At 35.0% G+C, this 24,414-nt stretch carries 24 protein-coding genes, 1 pseudogene and 2 other annotated features; of the genes and pseudogenes, 20 read left to right on the top strand and 5 right to left on the bottom strand.

From position 1 onward, the window contains the following. The first annotated feature begins 48 nt into the window (after nucleotides 1-48). The 8 genes and pseudogenes from spoIIAA to spoVAE all read left to right on the top strand — a co-directional run bounded on the left by spoIIAA (nucleotide 49) and on the right by spoVAE (nucleotide 4,783). Nucleotides 49-389: pseudogene (gene spoIIAA / locus GX308_05770) on the top strand (anti-sigma F factor antagonist). Between the two features lie 11 nt (nucleotides 390-400). Continuing rightward, complete coding sequence (locus GX308_05765) at nucleotides 401-832, top strand: anti-sigma F factor (protein NLK21582.1); 432 nt, start codon at nucleotides 401-403, stop codon at nucleotides 830-832. Between the two features lie 17 nt (nucleotides 833-849). Then, nucleotides 850-1,566, top strand: coding sequence for an RNA polymerase sporulation sigma factor SigF (sigF, locus tag GX308_05760; GenBank protein NLK21581.1), 717 nt, complete (start codon nucleotides 850-852; stop codon nucleotides 1,564-1,566). A 302-nt stretch (nucleotides 1,567-1,868) separates the two neighbouring features. Further along, nucleotides 1,869-2,453, top strand: a complete 585-nt coding sequence (locus GX308_05755; GenBank protein NLK21580.1) for a hypothetical protein — start codon at nucleotides 1,869-1,871, stop codon at nucleotides 2,451-2,453. Beyond that, complete coding sequence (locus GX308_05750) at nucleotides 2,453-2,884, top strand: stage V sporulation protein AB (GenBank protein ID NLK21579.1); 432 nt, start codon at nucleotides 2,453-2,455, stop codon at nucleotides 2,882-2,884. Before GX308_05755 ends, GX308_05750 begins: the two co-directional genes overlap by 1 nt. 37 nt (nucleotides 2,885-2,921) lie before the next feature. Further along, on the top strand, nucleotides 2,922-3,350 hold the full coding sequence (spoVAC, locus tag GX308_05745; protein ID NLK21578.1) for a stage V sporulation protein AC: 429 nt from the start codon (nucleotides 2,922-2,924) through the stop codon (nucleotides 3,348-3,350). A 49-nt stretch (nucleotides 3,351-3,399) separates the two neighbouring features. Beyond that, a complete protein-coding gene (gene spoVAD / locus GX308_05740; protein ID NLK21577.1) occupies nucleotides 3,400-4,416 on the top strand; it encodes a stage V sporulation protein AD in 1,017 nt (338 codons plus the stop codon). Nucleotides 4,417-4,426: 10 nt separating this feature from the next. Next, a complete protein-coding gene (gene spoVAE / locus GX308_05735) occupies nucleotides 4,427-4,783 on the top strand; it encodes a stage V sporulation protein AE (GenBank protein NLK21576.1) in 357 nt (118 codons plus the stop codon). A 36-nt stretch (nucleotides 4,784-4,819) separates the two neighbouring features. On the opposite strand, the gene GX308_05730 is transcribed toward spoVAE, so the two are convergent. Then, nucleotides 4,820-7,576 carry a PBP1A family penicillin-binding protein gene (locus GX308_05730; protein ID NLK21575.1) on the bottom strand — a complete coding sequence of 919 codons (2,757 nt, stop codon included), beginning with the start codon at nucleotides 7,574-7,576 and terminating at the stop codon, nucleotides 4,820-4,822. A gap of 177 nt (nucleotides 7,577-7,753) precedes the next feature. Between GX308_05730 and yunB the strand changes: the two genes are divergently transcribed. Continuing rightward, nucleotides 7,754-8,458, top strand: coding sequence for a sporulation protein YunB (gene yunB / locus GX308_05725; GenBank protein ID NLK21574.1), 705 nt, complete (start codon nucleotides 7,754-7,756; stop codon nucleotides 8,456-8,458). A 36-nt stretch (nucleotides 8,459-8,494) separates the two neighbouring features. Here yunB and GX308_05720 read toward each other — a convergent pair whose 3' ends face one another. Next, nucleotides 8,495-11,440, bottom strand: a complete 2,946-nt coding sequence (locus tag GX308_05720; protein ID NLK21573.1) for a vitamin B12-dependent ribonucleotide reductase — start codon at nucleotides 11,438-11,440, stop codon at nucleotides 8,495-8,497. Between the two features lie 221 nt (nucleotides 11,441-11,661). Between GX308_05720 and GX308_05715 the strand changes: the two genes are divergently transcribed. The 3 genes from GX308_05715 to GX308_05705 all read left to right on the top strand — a co-directional run bounded on the left by GX308_05715 (nucleotide 11,662) and on the right by GX308_05705 (nucleotide 13,771). Further along, nucleotides 11,662-12,318 carry a hypothetical protein gene (locus GX308_05715; protein ID NLK21572.1) on the top strand — a complete coding sequence of 219 codons (657 nt, stop codon included), beginning with the start codon at nucleotides 11,662-11,664 and terminating at the stop codon, nucleotides 12,316-12,318. A 149-nt stretch (nucleotides 12,319-12,467) separates the two neighbouring features. Continuing rightward, entirely contained in the window at nucleotides 12,468-13,142 is a 675-nt protein-coding gene (locus GX308_05710; protein ID NLK21571.1) for a single-stranded DNA-binding protein, read from the top strand. A 98-nt stretch (nucleotides 13,143-13,240) separates the two neighbouring features. After that, nucleotides 13,241-13,771, top strand: coding sequence for a cob(I)yrinic acid a,c-diamide adenosyltransferase (locus GX308_05705; GenBank protein NLK21570.1), 531 nt, complete (start codon nucleotides 13,241-13,243; stop codon nucleotides 13,769-13,771). Between the two features lie 28 nt (nucleotides 13,772-13,799). Here GX308_05705 and GX308_05700 read toward each other — a convergent pair whose 3' ends face one another. From GX308_05700 to GX308_05690, 3 genes are read right to left on the bottom strand one after another with little or no spacing between them, the layout of a single operon-like run. Beyond that, a complete protein-coding gene (locus GX308_05700) occupies nucleotides 13,800-14,558 on the bottom strand; it encodes a 4-hydroxy-tetrahydrodipicolinate reductase (GenBank protein NLK21569.1) in 759 nt (252 codons plus the stop codon). 56 nt (nucleotides 14,559-14,614) lie between these two features. Then, complete coding sequence (locus GX308_05695; GenBank protein NLK21568.1) at nucleotides 14,615-15,496, bottom strand: 4-hydroxy-tetrahydrodipicolinate synthase; 882 nt, start codon at nucleotides 15,494-15,496, stop codon at nucleotides 14,615-14,617. Nucleotides 15,497-15,511: 15 nt separating this feature from the next. Continuing rightward, nucleotides 15,512-16,507: an aspartate-semialdehyde dehydrogenase gene (locus GX308_05690; GenBank protein NLK21567.1), complete on the bottom strand. Its 996-nt coding sequence runs from the start codon at nucleotides 16,505-16,507 to the stop codon at nucleotides 15,512-15,514. A gap of 540 nt (nucleotides 16,508-17,047) precedes the next feature. Between GX308_05690 and GX308_05685 the strand changes: the two genes are divergently transcribed. The 8 genes from GX308_05685 to rplT all read left to right on the top strand — a co-directional run bounded on the left by GX308_05685 (nucleotide 17,048) and on the right by rplT (nucleotide 23,746). After that, the gene (locus GX308_05685; GenBank protein ID NLK21566.1) at nucleotides 17,048-17,215 is read left to right on the top strand and encodes an alpha/beta-type small acid-soluble spore protein; all 168 of its coding nucleotides are present in this window, start codon (nucleotides 17,048-17,050) and stop codon (nucleotides 17,213-17,215) included. A gap of 116 nt (nucleotides 17,216-17,331) precedes the next feature. After that, on the top strand, nucleotides 17,332-18,087 hold the full coding sequence (locus GX308_05680; protein ID NLK21565.1) for a class I SAM-dependent methyltransferase: 756 nt from the start codon (nucleotides 17,332-17,334) through the stop codon (nucleotides 18,085-18,087). 18 nt (nucleotides 18,088-18,105) lie between these two features. Beyond that, the gene (gene hslO, locus GX308_05675; GenBank protein NLK21564.1) at nucleotides 18,106-18,981 is read left to right on the top strand and encodes an Hsp33 family molecular chaperone HslO; all 876 of its coding nucleotides are present in this window, start codon (nucleotides 18,106-18,108) and stop codon (nucleotides 18,979-18,981) included. 200 nt (nucleotides 18,982-19,181) lie between these two features. Further along, nucleotides 19,182-20,090, top strand: a complete 909-nt coding sequence (locus GX308_05670; GenBank protein NLK21563.1) for a hypothetical protein — start codon at nucleotides 19,182-19,184, stop codon at nucleotides 20,088-20,090. A 50-nt stretch (nucleotides 20,091-20,140) separates the two neighbouring features. Beyond that, nucleotides 20,141-20,345 (top strand) — a binding site (T-box leader). Between the two features lie 62 nt (nucleotides 20,346-20,407). Next, nucleotides 20,408-22,318 (top strand): threonine--tRNA ligase, encoded by a 1,911-nt coding sequence (gene thrS / locus GX308_05665; protein ID NLK21562.1) that lies wholly within the window; start codon nucleotides 20,408-20,410, stop codon nucleotides 22,316-22,318. 61 nt (nucleotides 22,319-22,379) lie between these two features. Beyond that, nucleotides 22,380-22,535 (top strand) — a sequence feature (ribosomal protein L20 leader region). Between the two features lie 87 nt (nucleotides 22,536-22,622). Beyond that, on the top strand, nucleotides 22,623-23,120 hold the full coding sequence (locus tag GX308_05660; protein NLK21561.1) for a translation initiation factor IF-3: 498 nt from the start codon (nucleotides 22,623-22,625) through the stop codon (nucleotides 23,118-23,120). Between the two features lie 39 nt (nucleotides 23,121-23,159). Next, on the top strand, nucleotides 23,160-23,357 hold the full coding sequence (gene rpmI / locus GX308_05655) for a 50S ribosomal protein L35 (GenBank protein ID NLK21560.1): 198 nt from the start codon (nucleotides 23,160-23,162) through the stop codon (nucleotides 23,355-23,357). A gap of 32 nt (nucleotides 23,358-23,389) precedes the next feature. Then, nucleotides 23,390-23,746, top strand: coding sequence for a 50S ribosomal protein L20 (rplT, locus tag GX308_05650; GenBank protein ID NLK21559.1), 357 nt, complete (start codon nucleotides 23,390-23,392; stop codon nucleotides 23,744-23,746). Nucleotides 23,747-24,414: the final 668 nt, after the last annotated feature.

Below are 24,414 nucleotides of genomic sequence, written 5' to 3'. Positions count from 1 at the left end.
ATAGAAGATTTTTTATGCCTAAATGATGAAAATGAAAGGGGAAAAACAATGACCATAACATATTCAATAAAAAAAGGAAGTCTTATAGCTAAAATATCAGGAGAAGTTGACCATCATACTTCCGAGACCATAAGAGATAAGTTGGATAGGGAATTCATTAAACATAATGTAAAAAACATTGTATTTGATTTTTCGGGTATTCAATTTATGGATAGTTCAGGAATAGGTGTGATAATGGGGAGATACAAAAATGTAAAAGAGCGGGGGGGGGACAAGTAGGGGTATATAATGTTGCACCACAGGTAGATAGGGTTTTACAGCTTTCAGGCTTATATAAAATAATTAATCAATATCATAGCTTAGATGAAGCAATATTAAGTTTGCAATAGGGGGAGTTGTTATGGAATATCAAAATACAATGAAGATATCATTTATAAGCAAATCACAAAATGAGGGGTTTGCACGGGTAGCTGTAGCAGCCTTTATCTCTCAGCTGGACCCTACCCTTGAAGAAATATCCGATATCAAGACTGCTGTATCTGAAGCTGTTACAAATGCTGTAATTCATGGATATGAGAACAGTGAGGGAATGATAAATGTAAGTTGTAGTTTCTTCAATAATACGGTTGAGATAGTTATTGAAGATAAGGGTAAAGGAATTGAGGATATTTCTAAGGCACGAGAACCCCTCTACACCTCAAAACCCGAATTAGAGCGATCAGGTATGGGCTTTACCGTAATGGAAACCTTTATGGATGAGATAGAAATTGAATCCGTAAGAGAAAAAGGAACGGCTATTAGGATGCGAAAAAAACTCAAGAGTTTGGAATAGCTAAAAGAGGTGGGCAGATGGATAAAACATTGGAATTGATTAAAAAAGCGCAATCAGGGGATACAGCTGCCAGGGACAAAATCGTAGAAGAAAACGTAGGATTAGTATGGAGTATTGTGAAGCGTTTTAGAAATAGGGGCTATGATATTGAAGATTTATTTCAGATAGGAAGCATTGGGCTTATAAAGAGCATCGATAAATTTGATTTAGATTATAATGTTAGATTTTCAACCTATGCGGTTCCTATGATAATGGGTGAAATCAAAAGATTTATGAGAGATGACGGAATGATAAAAGTAAGCCGTTCTTTAAAGGAAATAGGGCTTAAGGCTAGAATTTTAAAAGAAAACTTAACAAAGGAAATGGAAAAGGAGCCAAGTATCCAAGAGTTGGCTGCTGCCATGGAGATAGATGTAGAAGAATTAGTGATGGCTTTAGAGGCTAATAGTGATGTGGAATCATTGCAATCTGTTATTCACGAGGGGGAAGGAAATCCTATTACTTTGGTGGACAAAATATATTTAGATGCTAACCCTGAGGCTAACATGATTGACAAAATTGCCTTATCCCAGATTATAGAGAGTCTAGGACCAAAGGAAAAACAAATAATAACAATGAGATACTTTAAGGATAAAACACAAACAGAGATTGCAGATGTTATAGGAATTTCTCAGGTTCAAGTTTCAAGAATAGAAAAGAAAATATTAAAATCAATGCGAGAAATGTTCGGTTAAGAGCATTTCTTTTTTTGATGGTATTTCTTGTTAGAATATGTTTTTGCCTAATAACAAAAAATACATATAAATTGATTGACTTAGATATTAGTTTGAAAGGGTGAAAAAATGACCAGTAAAAAAGTGTGGAGTGGTATTGTACTTTTTTTATTTATTCTGATGATAGGAGTGTTTGCAACATGGTACTATATATCATTATCTAACCACCCCATTCCTTCAAGAGGAGTCTTTGTAAAAAACGAATTTAAAATATGTATGGGGGTATAAAACGTGACAATATATATAAAGCCGTATAAAAAGACATCTGTTTACAAAAAAACCAAATAATTATTAGGGACATTGCCGAGGTTGTAGCCCCAGAGTATATGAAAACATCCATAGAAGAAATTAAATTGATGGATATACAAGATATTAATAAAAAGAAATATATTATTTCCATTATAGATATTATAAAAGCTATTAATGATAAACATCCAGATATGGATGTATCAAATGTAGGTGAAATGGATAGTATCGTAGAATACTATCCTAATAAAAAGGAAGAAAATAGGATTTTTACATTCTTAAAAGTAATTAGCACATGTTTGATATTATTTGCAGGAGGCGGCATTGCGATTATGACATTTCATACTGATTCTGCCCTTCCCGATGTATTAAAACAACTTTACGAAATTTTCACTGGGATTAAAACAGATAAGCCCTATTGGATTCAGATACCTTATTCCTTAGGTATTGCTGTAGGTATTATTGTCTTTTTCAATCATTTTTCACCTAAAAAAATAACTGAGGACCCCACTCCCATAGAAGTAGAAATGGTTTCTTATGAAGATAATGTCGAAAATTATATCATTAGTAAAATTACAGAACAGAAAAGAGGAAACAATTAATGTTTTTTGGGAAAATAGTCTCTGTTTTAATAGGATTTAGTGGCGGAGTGGTTATTGCTGGAGGAATTTTTGCCTTTATTGCAATCATAGGCGTTATCCCACGGCTTATGGAAAAGACAAAAACAGAAAAGTACTTGATTTTGTATGAAACTGTAATCATTGCGGGAGGGATTTTAGGTTGTCTTACAATGATTTGGGACTTTTCGGCGCCCATTGGCAAGATAGGGGCAGCTATCATTGGCTTTTGCTTTGGGATTTTTACAGGTTGCCTGGCAGTATCCTTAGCAGAAATATTAAACGTTATACCTGTTGTAACAAGAAGACTAAGTTTAAAAAGGGGAATCGAATTTCTTATTATCAGTATTGCTATAGGAAAAATGGTTGGTGCAATAATATATTGGATTTTACCAGGATTTATTCAATATAAATAGTTGAAAGCGAGGTAATGTTATGGATCAAATTCAAAATATGAAAAAAGAATATGCCCAGATGGTAGAGAAGATATCGCCAAAATCAAATCTCTTAAGGGATTGTGCAAGGGCCTTTTGGGTGGGAGGAGTCATATGTACAATAGGACAGCTCATAAATAATATCATTAAAAGTTTTGGATATAATAAAGATGAGGCCAGTATGCTGACAACCATTGTTCTAGTATTTCTAGGGATTCTCCTAACAGGCCTTAACATATACAGTTCCCTAGGAAAATACGCTGGGGCAGGCTCTATTGTTCCGATTACAGGTTTTGCAAATTCCATGGTTTCCCCTGCTATCGAATATAAAAAAGAAGGTTATGTATTTGGAGTTGGTTCTAGGATGTTTACCATAGCAGGGCCTGTTATTGTATATGGTCTAACAGCATCCGTAGTAGTAGGGATTATTCATTATTTTATGAAATAGATAAGATTCAGTCTAAATTTAAGCTAGAATAGGCAGAATGGAGGATACAATGGCAAAACATATAGGAAAACAAAGCATTAAATTTGATTTGCCCCCTAGCATCATCTCGGCTGCATCTACAGTGGGTTCTAAGGAAGGGAAAGGGCCTTTAGGTACCTACTTTGATGTGGTGCTACAAGACCCCTTATGGGGGGAAGATAGCTGGGAAAAGGCAGAAAGTAAATTAGTCCAAAAAACTATAGAAAGAGTTATCCAAAAGGCCAATCTAACTCCAGAAGATATCCAATACATTTTTGCAGGAGATTTACTCAATCAATTGACAGCCAGCACATTTGGATTAAGGAGTTTTGATATACCCTTTTTTGGTTTATTTGGGGCATGTTCTACTATGGGCGAAAGTATGGCTTTAGGTGCTATGACTATAGATGGAGGATTTGCCAATTATGTAGTTGCAGAGGCGTCCAGCCATTTTTGTGGCTCAGAAAAACAGTTTAGATTTCCCTTGGAATTAGGAACCCAAAGACCGCTTACTGCTTCATGGACAGTAACTGGGAGTGGAGCCGTTATACTTGGGAAAAATGGTCCGGGGCCCTATATAACATATATAACACCAGGCAAGATAATAGATTTAGGCATAAAGGACCCAATGAATATGGGGGCTGCAATGGCTCCAGCGGCAGCGGACACAATCATTAATCATTTCCAAGATACCGGCCGTACACCTAAGGATTATGATTTAATAATTACTGGTGATTTAGGTTCGGTAGGTAAAGAATTAGCTCTAGAATTAGTTAAAAAGTCAGGTTATGACATTGAAAGTATATTCTCTGATTGTGGGGTAGAAATATTTGATGCTGCCACTCAGGATACCCATGCCGGTGGTAGTGGTTGCGGTTGTTCTGCTGTAACCTTTGCAGGATACCTATATAAAGAAATGCAAAATAACAAGTGGAGTCGAATCCTATTTATACCTACAGGTGCCTTGATGAGTCCTGGAAGCACACAGCAGGGAGAATCGATTCCAAGTATTGCACATGCAGTTGCTATAGAGAATAAATGGGCGTAGGAGGAAGGACATGGATTATGTAAAAGCTTTTATTATCGGTGGAATCATATGTGTAATTGGACAAATACTGATAGATAAAACCAAATTAATGTCTGGCAGGATATTAGTTTTATTTGTTGTTCTTGGGGCAGTACTTCATGGAATGGGATTATATGAACCCCTAGTTAAATTTGGGGGAGCAGGGGCTACAGTCCCTCTTCCAGGGTTCGGATATTCCCTAGCAAAGGGGGCAATCGAGGAAGTAGATAAAATAGGGCTTAAGGGTGCCTTTACGGGGGGATTAAAAGCAACCTCAGCAGGGATTACAGCAGCTGTTTTATTTGCATTTATAGCCGCCCTTATATTTAATTCCAAAGCAAAAGAATAGCCGTAATTCTAAATTACGGCTATTCTTATTATTATATTATGGCAATGGCATGAAAAAATCATCCATGCTATTAGGCATATTTACAGTACTCGAATTAGGAGTATCAGGTTCTTTAGGTGGTATAAAGGGGTCTAGGGGTTCTACAGGATCACTGGGTTTATTGGGCTTGTTAGGCTTATTAGGACCACCAGGGGTATCAGGCACATCACCACTATCGATATTTCCGTTTTCGTCCGCTTCAGGTATATTGAAATCATCATTAGGGTCCGAAGGGAAAATTGAATCAGGTCCATGAACATTACAATAGGCTTCTTCCTTAGAAGTAGGGAGTTCATATTGTGCATCGGCAGGGAAAGGACCGTTTTTACTTTCGGGTACATAAGGTACAGGCCTTTTGATGAATACTTTTTCTTTTATAACTTCTTCTGGGCAGTATTCGTTGGCAAGTAGCCCAGATTCGATGCATATCTTTTCGATGGTATGGACATCACAATACTCTTTAGGTTGTGTTCCTGATTCGAAATATTCCATTATGGCAGTAGAACCCCTTGGATCCTGCTCACAAGTAGTTGTAGCCAATTTACCCGATTCGGAACATATTCTTGCCTGTACTATCCCTTGGGGTACTTCAAAGTTTTTAACAGGTAAGTCCTCATGGATTTCTTCCATGATAGCCGCCCAAAGTAGATTATGATAACTCCTATCATAGCGTAGCCGTTTGGGGGTATCGTGGCCAAGCCAAATTCCTGCTACATAATAGGGTGTATACCCAGCAAATACTAGGTCAACATCATTAGAGGTTGTTCCGGTTTTACCTGCTATAGGCATTCGACTATTTTTAAATCTTGCTAGCAATCCAGTAGCTTCGCGTCGGCTTGGATTTAGTACGTCTTTCATCATATCCGTTAGAAGGAAAGCAGTGGTTTCCTTTAATACTCTACGCTGTATTGGAGTATTATCTATAAGCATATTCCCATCATGATCTAAAATTTTTGTATAAAATACAGGTTCATTATAAACTCCTTTGTTTGCTATGGTCCCATAAGCTGCAGTCAGCTCTAAGGGAGTTACCCCATCGGTTATGCCTCCAAGGGCCAAAGCGGGAACTTTATCTGAATGTATCCTACCACTTCGTTCTTCTCTATCAATAAGGGTTGTAAACCCGAAGTGTTGGAGATAGTCAAAACTTGTATCAAATCCCGTATCCAGAAGAGTTTTAACTGCCAAGATGTTCATGGATCTATAGATTCCTTCTCGAACTGTACTTAGTCCGTCATACCTACCGGTCCAGTTATGAATCCATTTGTCTTTAGAACCATCTTTAACTTTTAGCGGTACGTCATCTATAACAGTACCGGGGGTTGCCTTCCCTGTATCAAGGGCAGGAGCATAGGAAGCTAGAACTTTGAATGCAGATCCGGGTTGACGTTTTGCATGGGTGGCACGGTTAAACATTAAATTACCTATTTTTTCTCCGCGGCCGCCGGATATAGCTAAAACGTGACCGTTATGATAATCCATGATAACCATGGCTGATTGAGGTTGGGGAATGGTATGGACAGTTTCTAATATTTTATCAGAAGCTGATATTCCCCATTCTTCCTTTTTATCATTTTTAAATTGTTCGACGGAATCTTTATTAGGTACAATACCCTCAGCATAAAAGTTTTCTTCATTTTTATTAGATTTTTGCAATGTAAGATTGTATATTACTTTAATTTCAAATGCCTTTGGAGGAAACAATTCATCATTTTCATAATGTTTGTCCATAACATCCTGTATCTTTTGGTTAAAAGGGGTATAAATACTTAATCCTCCGCTATAGACCATATTGATGGCTTCATTTGCGGTATAACCTTTTTTTTCTTGAAGATCTCTTATGACATCTTCTATAATTTGGTCTACATAATATGTGTGTTTTGAGTCCTCTATAAATTGCTGGCTAGTCTTTTGAATTTTAGAATATACGTCTTCAGAGAGGGCACTATTGTATTTACTTTGTGAGATATAGCCCTGTTCCAACATTTTTGCAAGTACTATTTTTTGCCTATCCTTATTATTTTCCGGGAACCTTATGGGGTCGTATTTAGATGGATTTTGAGTAATAGATGCAACAACTGCAGATTCTGCTAAAGTGAGCTCTGATACATCCTTATTAAAATAGCCCTTGGATGCTGCTTGAACCCCATTGAAACCTCTACCTAGGGCAATTTCATTCAAATACCATTCAAGGATTTGGTCCTTACTATAAATCTTTTCTAATTGTATTGCTAAATATTGCTCCTGTAATTTTCTTTGCATCTTTTTCTCATTGGTAAAGACTCTGTTTTTAATTAATTGCTGGGTGATGGTACTAGCACCTTCGCTAAAGGAGCGTTCTTTTATGTTAACAACTAAGGCTCTTACCATACCCCTAAAATCAATTCCACTATGGGTATAAAATCTTTCGTCTTCAATAGAAACAAAGGCATGTTGTAAATCGACAGGTATATTGTCTAATTCGGCATAGATTCTGTTCTCCTCCCCGTGAAGGCGGTCGATTTCATTTCCATTTAAATCATAAATAATGGAAGTGAATTTTTTGGGGGTAAGATTAATATTCTTTACATCAGGGGCAGTATTAATGATTCCTAATAATGCTCCCAATCCTCCACCCACAGCAGCAAATGCTCCAAAGATTAAAACAATGAATAAAATTCTAAATAAAATTATTCCAAGGCGATTTTTGACTTTTTTATTCTTAGAATTTATGGATTTTTTCTTTTTAGCATTAGATTCTTTTGAAAAATTCATTTTAAGCCTCCTTAATTGATACGACTTATTTTATATTCGTACCATGAATGTTTATGGAGCAATTTTATTCTTAATCATTATAGCAGATAAGCAGTACTTAAAAAAGAGAAATTGATATATTATTTTGCCGGCACTTTTTGCAAGAATAAGCATAGATTATAAAGAGGAGGGATAAGCGTGAAAAAAACCCTAAAAGGAAGGAAACCAAAAAAACATAGGAAAAAGCTTATTTGCAAATTCCGAATAGCACTTTTCTTTATATTTAGTATTGTTATATCAATTGTTATTTATTTAAGTTTAGATAAAAAAATCATGCCCATAGTTATGAATATGGCATATATTAAAGCAAATACAATTGCAACTCATGCAATTAGTAATGCCATAAATGATGTATTTAAGGAGGTTACTGTACAGGATTTAGTTATATATGATTATAATGAGGGGGGAGAGGTAATATCCTGGACACTAAACACTCCTGTGGTTAACGAACTATCAGCAAATATAATAACAGGCGTATCAAAGGAATTAGAGGAGGTTTCTCCAGCCACATTCAAGGTTCCCTTAGGGAATATAACTGGGAACAGGATATTTGCAAATGTTGGCCCCGAAATAGGAATTAAGGTGCTGCCCCTAGGGACAGCTGTTATTAATTATGATAGGGAGTTTCGTTCAACAGGGATAAACCAGATTAACCATACTGTGTGGCTGAATATTGATACTATGGTTCAGGTAGTTATACCACTAAGTTCAGAACAAATAAAGGTATCAAGAAAAGTTATTTTAATAGACAAAGTATTAAGTGGAAAGGTACCCCCTACTTATGTGGAATTCCATGATCCCTTTAAAGAACCGAAAATTTTTGATTACTCACCTATAAATTAAAAGACGTGCAAATTTTTGCACGCCTTTTAATGTTTATTAACTACAGCCAGTGGTGGTGCCACAATCAAGGCATACTTTACAGGTACCATTTTTGACTAGTTTTGTACTCTTACAATTCGAACAGATTTCACCATATATTATTTCGAGGGAAGCTTTAGAATTTCCGGTAGTATTAATGTACTTGGGGCTAGTAGGGGTTATTGTGTGGATTTCCCCAGGTTTAACCTGACAGTGAGAGTAATCCCCTAATTCTATTTCGATTATTTTACTAATTAAATCAGAAATAGAATCGGCACTTTTTATATAGGGATGTCCCCCTACAAAGCCACTGGGCTCATACTTTTGTCCCTTATACATTTTGGCAATGTCCTCAGGGGGGACCCCGTATTGAAGCATTTTTGATATAGTGGTCGATAGGCTATCGAGAAGACCTTTAACAAGGGAGCCTTGACGTCCTGCGGTTACATAAACCTCACCTAATCTTCCATCTTCATAGAAAGAAGTAGTAATGTATAATTTAAGCCCGCCAATTTCCCCCTCATGAACTCTAGCATTTCTGATGCCATCTGGCTTTACCCTTGTTGGTTTGTATTCTATATGTTTGCTTTTCACATATTCCAATAGTTCCTTATAAGTTAAATCCTCTATACTTATTTCCTTTTGTTCTTCTATAGTGGTGTTAAGAGGCTGGGATGCCTTACACCCGTCCCTATAAAGAGCAATGGCCTTAACACCAAGTTTCCAAGACAAAAGATAAATTTTTTTGATATCCCCTGCAGATGCATCATGGGGTAGATTTACGGTCTTACTTATTGCCCCAGAAATATGGGGGGTTAATGCTCCCATCATTCTCACATGACCTTCAGGGAGAATATATCTTTTTCCACTTCCACAACGATTGGCGGTGTCAAAGATAGGATAGTGCTCTTCCTTTAAATGGGGTGCTCCTTCGATTTTTCCATCGGCGATTATATCAAACCCATTTTTATTTTCTCTGCGAAGAACATATTTAACGATATCTTCTGTTTGCTCTTTGGTGTATCCAAGTTTTTTTAGGGCAATGGGTATAATAGGGTTTACGATTTCCATACTACCCCCACCAACCAGCTTTTTATAGGCCACATGACTAAAGAAAGGTTCGGATGAGGTGGTTGCGCAGTCCATAGCAAAGGCAATTGTCCCCGTTGGAGCAAGTACCGAAACTTGGGCATTTCTAAATCCATAAGCTTTCCCGTATTCCAGGGCATTTTCCCATACTATTTTTAAGCAATCGGAAATATTTCTATGGTTTTCTTTAGTAAGGATAGAATGCTCTATCACTACGGGGTCATAATTAAGTCCTTGGAAATCCTCTTCATATTTATCGTAATTGGCAGCTTTAGCGTGATTCTTAATTACCCTTAACATTTCTTCTTTATTAATATCAAAATAGGTGAAGGGTTTTAATTGTTTTGCAAATAATGAAGAAATGTAATAAGAATATCCAGTTAATATGCTCATAAGGGAAGCAGAGATATTTCTTGCCTCATCAGAATCATAAGGTTTTGCCATTAACATAAACAGTGCCCCAAGGTTAGTCAGGCCTAAACCTGTGGTTCTAAAGTGATAGGATTTCCTTGCTATATCTGCAGTAGGAAATTGCCCCCAATGTATAGTTGCCTCTAGAACAATTTGGACCATTTTTATTGAGTGAAGATATCCTTCAATATCAAAACGGTTGTTTTCGTGGTCATAGTACTTTGTAATATTAATACTTGCAAGGTTACATGCAGTATCATCTAAGAACATGTATTCAGAACATGGGTTGCTGGCATTAATGCGGTTATGCTTTTTACCTAGTTCGCCGTCTTCACCAGCAGGACAGGTATGCCACCCATTGATGATATCATCAAATTGTACCCCAGGGTCACCACATCGCCAGGCAGAATAAACCAAGTCTTCCCAAAGTTCTGATACAGAAATCTCCCTGTCCATAGAAGCATCGATTCTTCCTTTAAGATTCCATTTGGCATCAGGGGTATCGAGAGAAGCCATAAATTTATCGGAGATTCGTACAGAGTTATTAGCATTTTGTCCTGAGACTGTTTCGTAAGCTTCGCTATCAAAGTGGGTGGAGTATCCCATCTTACCTAGAGCTGCCACTTTTTCTTCTTCTTTGGCTTTCCAAGTTATAAAATTTTCTATTTCTGGATGGTCTATATCTAGGATATTCATCTTTGCTGCTCTTCTAGTTGTTCCGCCAGATTTGATTGCTCCGGCATTCCTATCGAATACTTTTAAAAAGCTAATAAGTCCAGAGGATTTTCCACCACCAGATAGAGGTTCTCCTTTTGCCCTTATAGATGACCAATTGCTCCCAACTCCTGAACCGTATTTAAAAAGCCTTGTTTCTGTGACAAGTTGATCGGTAAGAGATTTTTCACCTAATAGAGAATCATCAACGCTAACAATAAAACAAGCAGAACCCTGTGTTCGTGTATAAGCATCCCCGGAAGGGAGAACATCTTGCTTTTTCTCATCATAGTAATAATGTCCTTGGGGGGGGCCGTCAATATCATATTCCATTTTTAAACCCGTATTAAACCATTGAGGACTATTAGGGGCCCACATTTGGTTTAACATCATATAAGCCAGTTCATCATATACTATTTGTTTTTTAGATTCATCGATTAAACCCTCATGTAAGGCCGATTCAACCCAGAAGGCGGTCATCCTATGTACAACTTGTTTGAGAGAGTATTCATAGCCTCTATCATTTGGAACCCCTTTTTTCCTAAAATATTTGCTTGCTATTATATCGCAAGCAGATTGCGAATAATGGGTAGGAAATTCTAAGTTTTCCATGTCAATAATGATTTTCCCCGTACTGTAGTCGACAATCTTAATATCGATATTTTTCCATTGAAAAAGGTCATATACAGTTTTTGTAGAATCTTGTAATTCTTTTGTGTAATGACGAAAGAGTAAGTCCTTTAGCTCCATAAATTATTCCTCCTGCATTTTGGATTGGTAAAGCTGTGTCCACTACATATTGTATCATTCTTTTTTAAAAAATCAATATATAGATTTTTTTGTTTCTATTTACTTCCTGATTATACAGGAATTCAAGTGGTTTTTTGGCGAAAAATATACATAAATGTATAGAAGAATACAAAAACTATCAATATAAAATATAAAATAATGACTAAAAAAGGGGCTTTGATATGGTTAAGATAGGTGTACTTGGAAATCAAGGGAAGTCAAGAACCATAGATATACTAGCTCAGTTATGTAGAAATTCGGGAATGAAAGTGGGTATAATCAAGGAACTAAATTTAGGTTCTGTAGTATACGGGGAAGAAGTTTGCTTTTTGAATTATATTAAGGAATTAGAAAAAAATAATATTGATATAGCAATTTTAAGATTGACAAAAGAGGGTATAAAAAACAATTACTTTCTTGGCATTGCCTTCGATATTATCATTTATACTATTGATAGAGGTGAGGAGGAATATAAAAAATTTTATTTAGACAAAGGAAAACTATTTTTTGCGTTAAATGCCGACGGGGTATATATAATGAATGCAGATGACAGGGGAGCTTTTAAGCTTTTAAAAGGGAGCAGAACACGTTTAATTACCTATGGCTTTAACCCTAGAGCGAGCATTACAACTTCTAGTATACAACAAGAAGATATTAATAAAAGGCTTCAATTTTGCGTTCAAAGGACCTTAACAACTTTTAGCGGAAAAAAGTTAGAGCCTCAAGAGTTTTCGATTACATTACCCCTCAACCAAGAACAAGAAGTATATAGTGCCTTAGCTGCAGTTACCGCCGCCATGATTAATGATATTGACATAGGGTGTAAATATAAAATTTAAGTAATGAACACCCGTATAGGGTTAAAAAATTTCTTTTATCATTATCTAATAAAAAAAACACTTCTAAAAAATCAAATCTAAGAATAAAGATGGTATTGATAGAAAAAACATTTAAAGAACATAAGGATAATAAGGGAGAGGTGAGAGCAGTGACAGAGCATGTTATACAGAATAATCAAGTCAAAATCATAGGAAAAGTGATTAAAGATATCGAATTTAGCCATCGGGTATACGGGGAGGGTTTTTACACTTTTAAGGTAGAGGTTCCTAGATTAAGTAATATTTCAGATGTCCTTCCGGTAACTATTTCTGAAAGATTGTTAGGGGAAAAGACGGGGATTTTAAATTCGATGGTAGAAGTGCAAGGACAATTTCGTTCCTACAATCAATATGAGCAGGGGAAAAATAGACTATTGCTTACGATTTTTGCCCTTGATTTTGGGATTATCGAAGACGAGGAAGAGATTAAACATGTGAATCAAATTTATTTAGACGGATTCATATGTAAAGAGCCTATCTATAGAACAACTCCATTTGGTAGGGAGATAACAGATATGCTTCTTGCTGTAAATAGGTCATACCATAAGTCGGATTACATTCCAAGTATAGCCTGGGGAAGAAATGCAAAATATGCCCAGCATCTAAAAGTCGGGGATCATTTAAAAATTTGGGGACGGGTGCAAAGCCGAGAATATCAAAAAAAGAAGGAAGATGGAGAAGTTCTATCTAAGATTGCTTATGAAGTTTCCATTTCAAAGATGGAAATAGATGATGATAATAATAGGCAAGATGAGGATGATGACGAGCTAGGTAATAAAGAATAATCAATGAAAAACATCTTTTTATTAATAAAAAGATGTTTTTCTAATTAAAATTGAAAAAATTATAATATAATATTATAATACTAAAGGAGGTGAGAAAAATGGATCTAGGTTTAATTCAAGTTTACAGTGGCGATGGGAAGGGAAAAACAACGGCAGCCATCGGACAGGGAATAAGGGCTATTGGCCAGGGGATGAAAGTTATTATGATTCAGTTTTTAAAATCCTCTTATACAGGAGAACTACAGACCCTGAAAAAGTTGGAACCGGATTTTAAAGTTTTTCGCTTTGAGAAACCTAGGGACTTTTTTTGGAACTTAAATGAAGATGAAAAAAAAGAACTAAAAAATGAAATTATAAATGCAATGAACTTTGCTAATAAAGTTTTAGATACAGGGGAATGTGATATACTAATATTAGATGAAATACTAGGGGCAATTGAAAATGATTTAGTAGATGAGAAGGAAGTTTGTAATCTTTTAGATCATAAGCCTCGAGAAATGGAAGTAATACTAACGGGTAGAAAACTTACAAATGCAATTAAAGATAGGGTTCATTATATATCTGTGATTGAATCAGTAAAACATCCTATAAGTGGTGGAATCGAAGCAAGAAAAGGGATAGAATATTAAAACCGGGTGCTATTAAACACCCGGTTTTTTATTCGTTAATTAGGTTTTCCATATTATATAACCCAGGAGCCTTACCAGCTAAAAATTTAGCTGCCTTTAAAGCCCCCACTGCAAAAACTTCTTTCGACATAGCAGTGTGTTTTAATTCGACAACCTCATCTTTTCCAGCGAAAAGGATAGAGTGTTCCCCTACTATGGTACCTCCTCTTACTGCATGAATACCAATTTCATTCTTATCCCGTTTTTTTCTTTCAATATGCCTATCATATTTATAGTCATACCTAGAATCTAGGGATTCATTAATGGCATCAGCAAGGGCAAGGGCAGTTCCACTAGGAGCATCTATTTTTTGATTATGGTGTTTTTCGATTATTTCAATATCGAAATCGACATCGTATAACACCTCGGAAGCCCTTTTTACAAGATTGATAAGTAGATTGACCCCAAGGGACATGTTAGCCGAAAAGAATACGGGGATTTTTACCGCTGTTTTTTTAACTAAGTCCAAAAGCTCATCCGATAGTCCTGTAGTGCATAAAATTAAGGGTATTTGTTTTTTTGAGGCATATTCTAATAAAGGTTTTACTGCAGAGGCGGTTGAAAAATCTATGATGACATCTGCTGGGGCATCACAATCTTCTATTTTACTGAAAACAGGATAGGGGTTTGATTTGTTGACGTAGGGATCAATTCCGGCGACCATTGAACATTCTTTATCTTCTTCAACCAGACTAGAGATTACCTGCCCCATTTTTCCGTTACAACCGTGCATAATAATTTTTATCATATATAATCTCCTTTCGAAAAAAGTGCAGATAGGACACCTCTGCACTTTAATATTATCTAAAACAAACCGTAATTCTTCATTTCTTTCTTTAACAATTCAAGATGAATATCTTCCATCGAAGTAAGAGGCATTCGGCATCGGCCAACGGCATATCCCATAAGTTCAAGGGCAGCTTTAACGGGGATGGGGTTTACCTCAGAAAAAAGGGCATTAATAAGCGGAAGCATTTCTAACTGTAGTTTTCTACTTTCTGCAACATTGCCATTTAGGTATTTATCAACAATGTCATGGGTTTGTCTAGGAGCAATATTGGCAACAACAGAAATAACTCCTTTACCTCCTAAGGAGAGCAGGGGAACAATTTGATCGTCGTTTCCAGAATATAAATCCAGCCTATCTCCACATAAGCTCATAAGCTCAGCAACTTGAGATATATTGCCACTAGCTTCCTTAATTGCAATGACATTGTCAATTTTAGATAACTCAAGGGCTGTTTTAGGGGTTATATTTAATCCTGTTCTAGAAGGTACATTATATAAAATTATGGGAATATCTACATTTTTAGCAATATAATTATAATGTTCGATTAATCCCTTCTGAGTAGTTTTATTATAATATGGGGTAACTATAAGAGCAGCATCGGCACCTAATTCTTTTGCGCGTTTTGTTAAAAAAACCCCGTGTTCTGTATCGTTACTGCCTGTTCCTGCAATAACGGGTACTCGTCCTTTTACCTTATCAACAGCGACCTTAATGCATTCTAAGTGATCATTGTCATTTAATGTTGAAGATTCTCCTGTAGTACCACAAATTATGATACTATCAGTATAATTTTGTATTTGAAATTCTATTAAATCTTCTAAAAGCCCATAATTAACTTCTCCATCTTCCTTAAAAGGAGTAACTATTGCTACACCAGAACCTCTGAAAAGCTCCATACCTATCATCCCCTCTTATTGCATATCTTTGATTAAAAGTTCTGCAATTTGAATTGTATTGGTTGCAGCCCCTTTTCTGATATTGTCAGCAACAACCCATATATTCACACCATTTTCAACACTTTCATCCCTACGGATTCTACCTACAAATACTTCATCACAATCTGTAGCAGTATTAGCTAAGGGATATACATTATTTGTAGGATCATCTTGAACGATTATTCCGGGAGATTTTTGCAGTACATCTACCAATTCATTTAATTCGAATGATTTTTCAAACTCTATATTGATTGACTCGCTATGGCTGTTAAATACAGGCACTCTTACGGTAGTCGCAGTAACCTTTAGGTTAGGACGGTGTAAGATTTTTCGAGTTTCTTCAATCATTTTAAGTTCTTCTTTTGTATAACCGTTTTCAGTAAATACATCTATATGTGGAATACAGTTATTTGCAATCGGATGAGGGAATTTAGCTGGTGGCTTTCCTTTTAAGCCTTCCTCAAGATCCTTCCATCCTCCCATTCCCGCACCAGAAACTGCTTGATAAGTTGAATAAATAACACGTTTGATATTATAGTATTCATCTAAAGGTTTTAGTGCTACAAGGGCCTGGATTGTAGAACAGTTCGGATTAGCGATAATCCCCTTATTAAGTTTAATATCTTCAGGGTTTACCTCAGGTATAACAAGGGGAACTTCGGGGTCCATTCTCCAAGCAGAGCTATTGTCTACAACGATGCATCCTTTTTCAGCTGCAATAGGAGCAAATTTAAGGCTTATGCTACCCCCTGCAGAAAACAAAGCGATATCTATTCCCCTATCAAAAGAACTTTCGGTTAATTCTTCGACGGTATATTCCTTCCCTTTGAAAGTAATTTTACTTCCTGCGGAGCGCGCGGAAGAAAACAGATAAAGATTTTCAATGGGTAGATTTTTTTCTTCCAATACCTTTAGGAAGGTATTGCCCACCATACCGGTAGCACCAACAATGGCTAAATTAATTTTTTTCATTCAAAATCCTCCTTAAAATATTAGTCATTTAATTATACTAGTTATAATTAAAAAGTTAAACAAAAATCTGTTATAGGGTATAAAAAAAGTTGGCATATGCCAACTGTGAATACGATTATAGAAAAAACCGACAACACAGATAGCACTCCATCGAATAAAAATATATTAATCGATGACAGTTATACAGTTATTGACTGTACAACCAGGACAAAAAACTGTAGGGTCTTAGTCCTTCGGCATTTCTCCCTTTCTATATGTTTTAACTGTGCCTACCCACATCCACATATATACTGATGAAAAATGCGCCTCTATCCTATGATAATTAAATATGAAATTTTTAACATTATACCATTTGGCTTTATGCATGTCAAATGTTTTTAGAAAATATCTAATATATATTTTTACAAAGAAATGTATATTTTGCCATTGGGATATCCATACTTTTAATAACAAGGTATTTAAATTTTAAAATTGATGCCATAAAAGCAGAAGGAGGACAATGTGAGTAATAATAAAAAGCAAACTAAAAAGGATAAGCCTATGACACCGGATGATAAACTTAAATATGAAATAGCATCTGAGCTTGGTTTAATAGATAAGGTAAATTCCGGTGGATGGAAGTCATTAACTGCTAAGGAAACGGGCCGCATTGGGGGTCTTATGACCAAGAGGAAAAAAGAAACTTTAAAGCAGCAGGCTCAGAGTTGATTCTGAGTCTGTTGCTTTTTTATGTATTTGTTTTTATAATATAGTATGCATTTAATGTAAGGGGAGTAAACTGTGATGTCGCTCATATAAATAGTCGGTGGTGGGAAGGTGAATTAATGGAAGCATATCAAGATTTTGCACAGGTTTATGATCTGTTCATGAAGGATGTTCCCTATGATAAATGGGTTGAATATATCGAAGCAATTTGGAAAAAGTTTAATTGTGAGCCTAAATTGATGGCGGAATTGGGCTGTGGAACAGGAACTATGACTACGCTTTTTGCCAAAAAAGGTATAGAGATGATTGGAATTGATTCATCAGAAGCCATGTTATCTATGGCACAAGAAAAGGCAATTCATCAAAATGTTGATATACTTTATCTTCTTCAGGATATGAGGGAGTTTGAATTATATGGAACTGTAGATTGTATAATTAGCGTATGTGATAGTATGAACTATATCTTAGATGAGAAAGACATACTTAAGACTTTTAAATGGGTGAATAATTATCTTAACCCAAAAGGGCTTTTTATTTTTGACTTAAATACAGAATATAAATATAAAGAACTATTGGGAGAAAATATTTTTACGGAAAATATGAAAGAGGCCTCATTCATATGGGAAAATTTCTATAATGAAAATGAAAGTATAAATGAATATAACCTTACTCTTTTTATTAAACAGCTTGATAAAAACTATTATACTAAATCTGAAGAACTTCATTATGAGAGAATGTATTCTATTGAAACTATGATTGATTTGATTAAAGAGGCGGGAATGGAGTTTTTGGCAGTATATGATGCTTACACATTTCAATCTCCAAGAGAAAATAGTGAGAGGATTTATTTTATTGCCAAGGAAAGAGGTAAATAATGTTTAGGAGGAAACCTTATGAAGGATTATATTATTCGTGCAACTGATAAAAAAAGGCAGATTCGTGCTTTTGCTGCAATAACCACCGAATCAGTAGAGGATGCAAGAAAGATTCATGAAACAACCCCAGTAGTATCTGCTGCCCTAGGAAGACTAATGACGGCAGCAGGGATGATGAGTTATATGTTAAAAGGAGATAAGGATATCATTACTCTTCAAATAAGGGGGGATGGTCCTTTAAAAGGACTAATTGTTACGGCTGATAGCAAGGGAAATGTTAAAGGATATCCCTATAACTCTGCAGTCGATTTGCCTTTAAATGCCATTGGTAAGTTAGATGTAAGCGGAGCAATAGGGCAAGGTTATTTGACAGTAATCAAAGACTTAGGTCTTAAAGAGCCATATATTGGGCAAACCAATTTGGTTTCAGGTGAAATAGCAGAGGATTTAACCTATTATTTTGTAAATTCTGAGCAAACACCTTCGGCAGTCGGTCTTGGAGTATTGGTAGATAGGGATTACTCTATAAAGCAAGCTGGAGGATTTATCATTCAGCTTATGCCAGGGGCAGATGATGAAACTATCAGCCAATTAGAAAACAGTCTAAAAACTATAAAATCCGTAACAGAGATTTTAGAAGAAGGGAAAAACCCAGAGGATATCCTAAGGCTTCTAATCGGGGATATAGAGGTAATGGATAGGCTCCCAGTAAACTTTCATTGCAATTGTTCGAGAGAAAGGGTCGAAAAAGCATTAATCAGTACAGGATTAAAGGATTTAAGAGAAATATATGATACGGATAAAAAAGCAGAATTAAAGTGTCATTTTTGTAATAAGAGTTATATTTTTGAAGAAGATAACTTAAAAACGATTATAGACGAATTGACTAGGTAATTTGTTATTGCATATCGAATATGATAAAATAAAGTAAAATAAAATAGGAAAGAAGTACAATGGGTACTTTTCCAAATGTATACGGACAAAGTAACCCCTCCCTGATTCATGCATATACTATAAAAGACAGGATAACTCTACACTTAGTTGTTTTAAAAATACAACCAGGTAGGAATTTGAATGAAAGTGAGTGACAGTTTATGATGGTGCTTACAATAGGAGCAATTAGACATATAGAAGAAGTTGAAAAGCAAATTTCCTTAGAGTTTAGTAAAATTACTCCAAAAGCATTGATTCCCACCTATACAAGCATAAAAAAAGGGGAGATTGATTTTTTATACTACGAAATAAAAGATGAGGTATTGGCTAAAAACTACAACTTTTTTTTTAGTGATGCTATAAAGTTATATGCTAGTAGCTCTATAACGGAGATAATTTTAGAATTCGTTCGATTTGACATCATAAAAGAAATTTTAGAATATAAGTTTCCGAAGTATTCACATTCTGAACACTCTAAAATAATTTATATGATTAAATCACTTTTAACTGAAAATGAAGACAACGACGATAGGGAATCTATATATTATTCTTATAGAAAAGAAATAATGAGTATGCTAATGGATTTTTTTGAAGACAGTAACGAATTTGTGTTAGAAGGTTTTATACAATTCCGTTTACAAGAATACAAAAGAAATCTAGAAAAAATTATTGTCTATATAATTAAGGAATATGAAGCGCAAAAGGAATACAAGGAATTTTTACGGTTATTAAAGTATTTTGTGGATACACAGGAAACAAAAGAAGAGACAATCCATATTGTAGGTAGTAAAGAAGGTCGATTTAGGATATACGACAAGGATAAAAAGGATATAACTGAACGTTGTGAGGAAGAATTTGAAGAGGATTTTAAAAGTAAATCGGACAATTACGATGATTTGCTAGTTAGTACACTAATTACTATTGCTCCTAGACAGATATTAATTCATCATTATGAATTAATACAAAACAAAACTTTGATTGAAACTATTAACAATATTTTTCAAGGGAAAGTAACTATTTGTTCTACCTGTGAATTTTGTAAAAATTTCCATGGAAATCAATTAACGTAAGCTCCTTGACAAAGAACCAATAGATGTTATAATTATAAAATCAAATATTTAATAATACGATGAAGAGAAGAGTAATCAGGCATAAGTTTTCAGAGAGAAGATACATAGTTGTGAGTATCTTTAAACAGAGCTTGATGAAGACCACCTCTAAGTGGCCTTAATGGGGTCCGGTGATACCGTTATAATCCAAATTAAAGTGGTTTCTCATGGAGCAATGAGGGTGGAACCGCGGGAGATATAACTCTCGTCCCTTTTCGTTATGAAAAGGACGGGAGTTTTTGTGTTTTAATTAGCTAATATACGAAAGGAGAATAGTAATGGTAAAAGTAAAGTTAAAAGACGGAGCAGTAAAAGAGTATGAAGCGGGAATATCTATAATTGAAATTGCTAGAGATTTAAGCGAAGGTTTGGCAAGGGTTGCCTGTGCAGGTTTAATTAATGGAGAGAAGGTAGATCTTAGAACACCTATTAATGAAGATTGTGATTTAAGCGTTTTAACCTTCGATAGCGAAGAAGGAAAGGATGCCTTTCATCATACTACATCCCACATAATGGCTCAGGCTGTAAAGAGATTATTTCCCAATGTGAAATTAGCTATCGGCCCTTCCATTCAAGATGGTTTTTACTATGATTTTGATACTGAGGAAGCTTTTAGCCCTGGAGATTTAGAAAAAATTGAAAAAGAAATGAAGAAAATTGTAAAAGAAAATTTAAAACTTGAAAAATTTGAATTACCAAGAGAAGAAGCTATAAAACTTATGAAGGAAAAGGAGGAAGATTACAAGGTTGAATTAATCAATGATCTTCCAGAGGACTCCATCATTTCTTTTTATAAACAGGGTGAGTTTGTTGATTTATGCGCAGGACCCCATCTTTTATCAACAAAGCCTGTAAAAGCTTTTAAGCTTTTATCTGTAGCTGGAGCCTATTGGAGGGGTAGCGAGAAAAACAAAATGCTTTCAAGGATTTATGGCACTTCTTTTACAAAGAAAGCTGATTTGGAAGAATATCTTAATAAATTAGAAGAAGCAAAAAAGAGGGATCATAGAAAACTTGGAAAGGAATTGGAACTTTTTGCGTTAATGGATGAAGGACCAGGCTTCCCATTCTTCCTTCCTAAGGGTATGGAACTTAGAAATACATTGATAGACTACTGGAGAGAAAAACATAAAAAAGCAGGATATAAAGAAATATGCACCCCCATTATATTAAATCAAGAACTATGGTATCGCTCCGGGCACTGGGAACATTACAAAGATAATATGTATGTAACCAAGATAGATGATTTGGATTATGCTGTAAAACCTATGAATTGTCCCGGAAGCATGTTAGTGTATAAAACTAAAATGTACTCCTATAGGGATTTGCCCCTTAGAATGGCGGAACTAGGCCTAGTTCACCGTCATGAATTATCTGGGGCTCTTCATGGACTTATGAGGGTGAGAAACTTTACCCAAGACGATGCACATATATTTATGCTTCCTGAGCAAATCAAAGATGAGATAAAAGGTGTAATTAGTTTAATAGATGAGTTTTACAGTGTTTTTGGATTCAAATATCATGTTGAACTTTCAACTAGACCGGAAAATAGTATGGGAAAAGATGAAGATTGGGAAAGAGCAACCCAGGCATTAAAAGAGGCCCTAGAGGAGAAGGGATATGATTATATAGTAAATGAAGGGGATGGGGCTTTTTATGGACCCAAAATAGATTTTCATTTGGAAGATTGTCTTGGAAGGACATGGCAATGCGGAACAATTCAATTGGATTTTCAAATGCCAGAACGTTTTGATTTAGTATATACTGGACAAGATGGAGAAAAGCACCGTCCTGTTATGATTCACAGGGTTGTATTTGGTAGTATTGAAAGATTTATTGGTATTTTGATAGAACATTTTGCAGGGGCCTTTCCAACTTGGATTGCACCGATACAAGTAAAGGTTCTGCCAATCTCTGAAAAATATCATGGATATGCCAATAAGGTTATCACGGAATTGAATAAAGAAGGAATAAAGGTTGAAGCTGACTTTAGAGCTGAAAAAATCGGGTATAAAATCCGTGAAGCAAGACTTCAAAGGATACCATATATGCTCATAGTGGGGCAACAGGAAGAAGAAGAAAATAAGGTATCTGTTAGAAGCCGCATAGGGGGCGATGAAGGAAGCCAGGATTTATTGGAATTTGCCCAAAGGGTCAAAGCTGAAATAAAATCCAAAAAAATAAAATAAAAACTTGACAGTCATCTAGATTAGTGATATATTAATTTATGTTGTATTAATTTAATAAAATTATAACAAGTAGAAACATCCGTTTCTCACCTTGCACAGCAGTCGACAGGGTATATATATGATTATTTAGAGATGATATTGGTAGTTTTATACTGCTAGATATTCTTTAATATATGTCTATAGGCGGATAGTGTTCTATCCGCTTTTTTGCGTACATTGTTATTAGTTTTGTTGTAAACCCCCTAGGGGGTTTTAATAGAAAGATTTAAATATAATTAGGAGGTGCTCGGCTATTAGCGAGTTAATTATTAATGAGCAAATTCGTGATAAGGAAGTAAGACTCATTGATGTGGATGGGAATCAGGTGGGGATTGTTTCAACTAAAGAGGCACAGACATTGGCGAGAGAGAGGAATCTTGATTTAGTTAAAATTGCGCCTAAGGGCAATCCGCCAGTTTGTAGGATTATGGATTATGGAAAGTATAGGTTTGATTTAGCTAAGAAAGAAAAAGAAGCTCGTAAAAAACAAAAGATTATTAACGTTAAAGAAATACGTTTATCCCCGAACATCGATAAACACGATTTAGATACCAAAACAAAAAGGGCAATTAAGTTTTTAAAAGATGGGGACAAAGTAAAGATTTCCGTGCGATTTAGAGGAAGAGAAATGGCCCATACTGAAAAAGGAAATGAGCTTTTAGATGGTATTGTACAAGAATTAAAAGATTATGGTGAAACTGAAAAAAGGGCAAAATTAGAAGGTAAAAATTTGGTAATAATCGTTACACCAAAACAGATGTAACGTATATTATATACAATCATTAAAAAGGAGGATACAACAATGCCTAAATTGAAAACACATAGAGGAGCAGCAAAGCGTTTTAAAGTTACAGGAACAGGTAAACTTAAAAAATCCAAGGCTTTTAAGAGCCATATATTAACTAAAAAGTCTGCAAAAAGAAAAAGAAATCTTAGACAACCAGGTATGGTTGATAAGACAAACGAAAAACAAATAAAAAGACTATTACCATATTCATAAGAATTGAGTGCATAGAATAGGAGGTTTAAAAAATGGCAAGAGTTAAAGGCGGAATAAATGCTAAGAAAAGGCATAAGAGAATTTTAAAATTAGCAAAAGGATATAGAGGTGCAAAATCCAAACAATTTAGAACTGCTAAACAAGCAGTTATGAAATCTTTAAATTATGCTTATATTGGAAGAAAGCAAAGAAAAAGGGATTTTCGTAGACTTTGGATTACAAGAATCAATGCAGCGGCTCGCATCAACGGACTTTCTTATAGTAAATTTATGAATGGTCTTAAAGTAGCTGGAATTAATATCAATAGAAAAGTATTAGCTGATATGGCAGTTAATGATGCAAAAGGATTCACACAATTAGTTGATATGGCTAAGGCTAATGTAAAATAAACATATAAAAATAAGCGCAGATTCCTGCGCTTATTTTTATATAAAAAAGGGGTGGTGCCAGAGTGCCAAAAGGATAGATAATATAATCGACACTAAGGCATATTTTAACAATCCATTATCTTTAGATACAAAACTATAAAGTATTAGGCTGACTGTGATAGCCAAAAATGTAACGGATAAGGTTCCGGCATAAGGAAAGAAAATGTTAATGAATACATATAAGAAAAAGCCGATTAGGGATAAAATTATTATTAAGTTAATTTGTCTTTTATTTAATTCTTCGCTAAGAGACAAACTTTTTTTATTCATTTATTCACTCTCCAATTAAATCACTTCTTAAAAGATTGTATGACCCATGTTTTTAATTTATTACAATGGATATTGACTTTTTAATTATAGTGCTATAAAATACAATTCGGCACTTTAACAGAACAAGTTTTAACTTAATGTATAATAACATTATTTTGGAGTAAAATAAAATATGAAAAAGTGTTGACAAAGTGATTTTAATTTGTTATTATAGTTTTTGTCGACACGGTTAGACAAAAAAAGCAACAAATGTCACAAAATGTAAAATTAAAAAGTATTGACACGATAAAAATTTTGTGATAAGATATGATTCGTTGTCGCTTTTAAGATAAACAAGCACACAACAAATTGATCCTTGA

Origin of the sequence: Candidatus Epulonipiscium sp. (genome assembly GCA_012519205.1) — a bacterium.
Taxonomy (GTDB): domain Bacteria; phylum Bacillota; class Clostridia; order Lachnospirales; family Defluviitaleaceae; genus JAAYQR01.
Note: the sequence above shows the minus strand (reverse complement) of the source record. Positions and strands in the feature narration are given on the sequence as shown.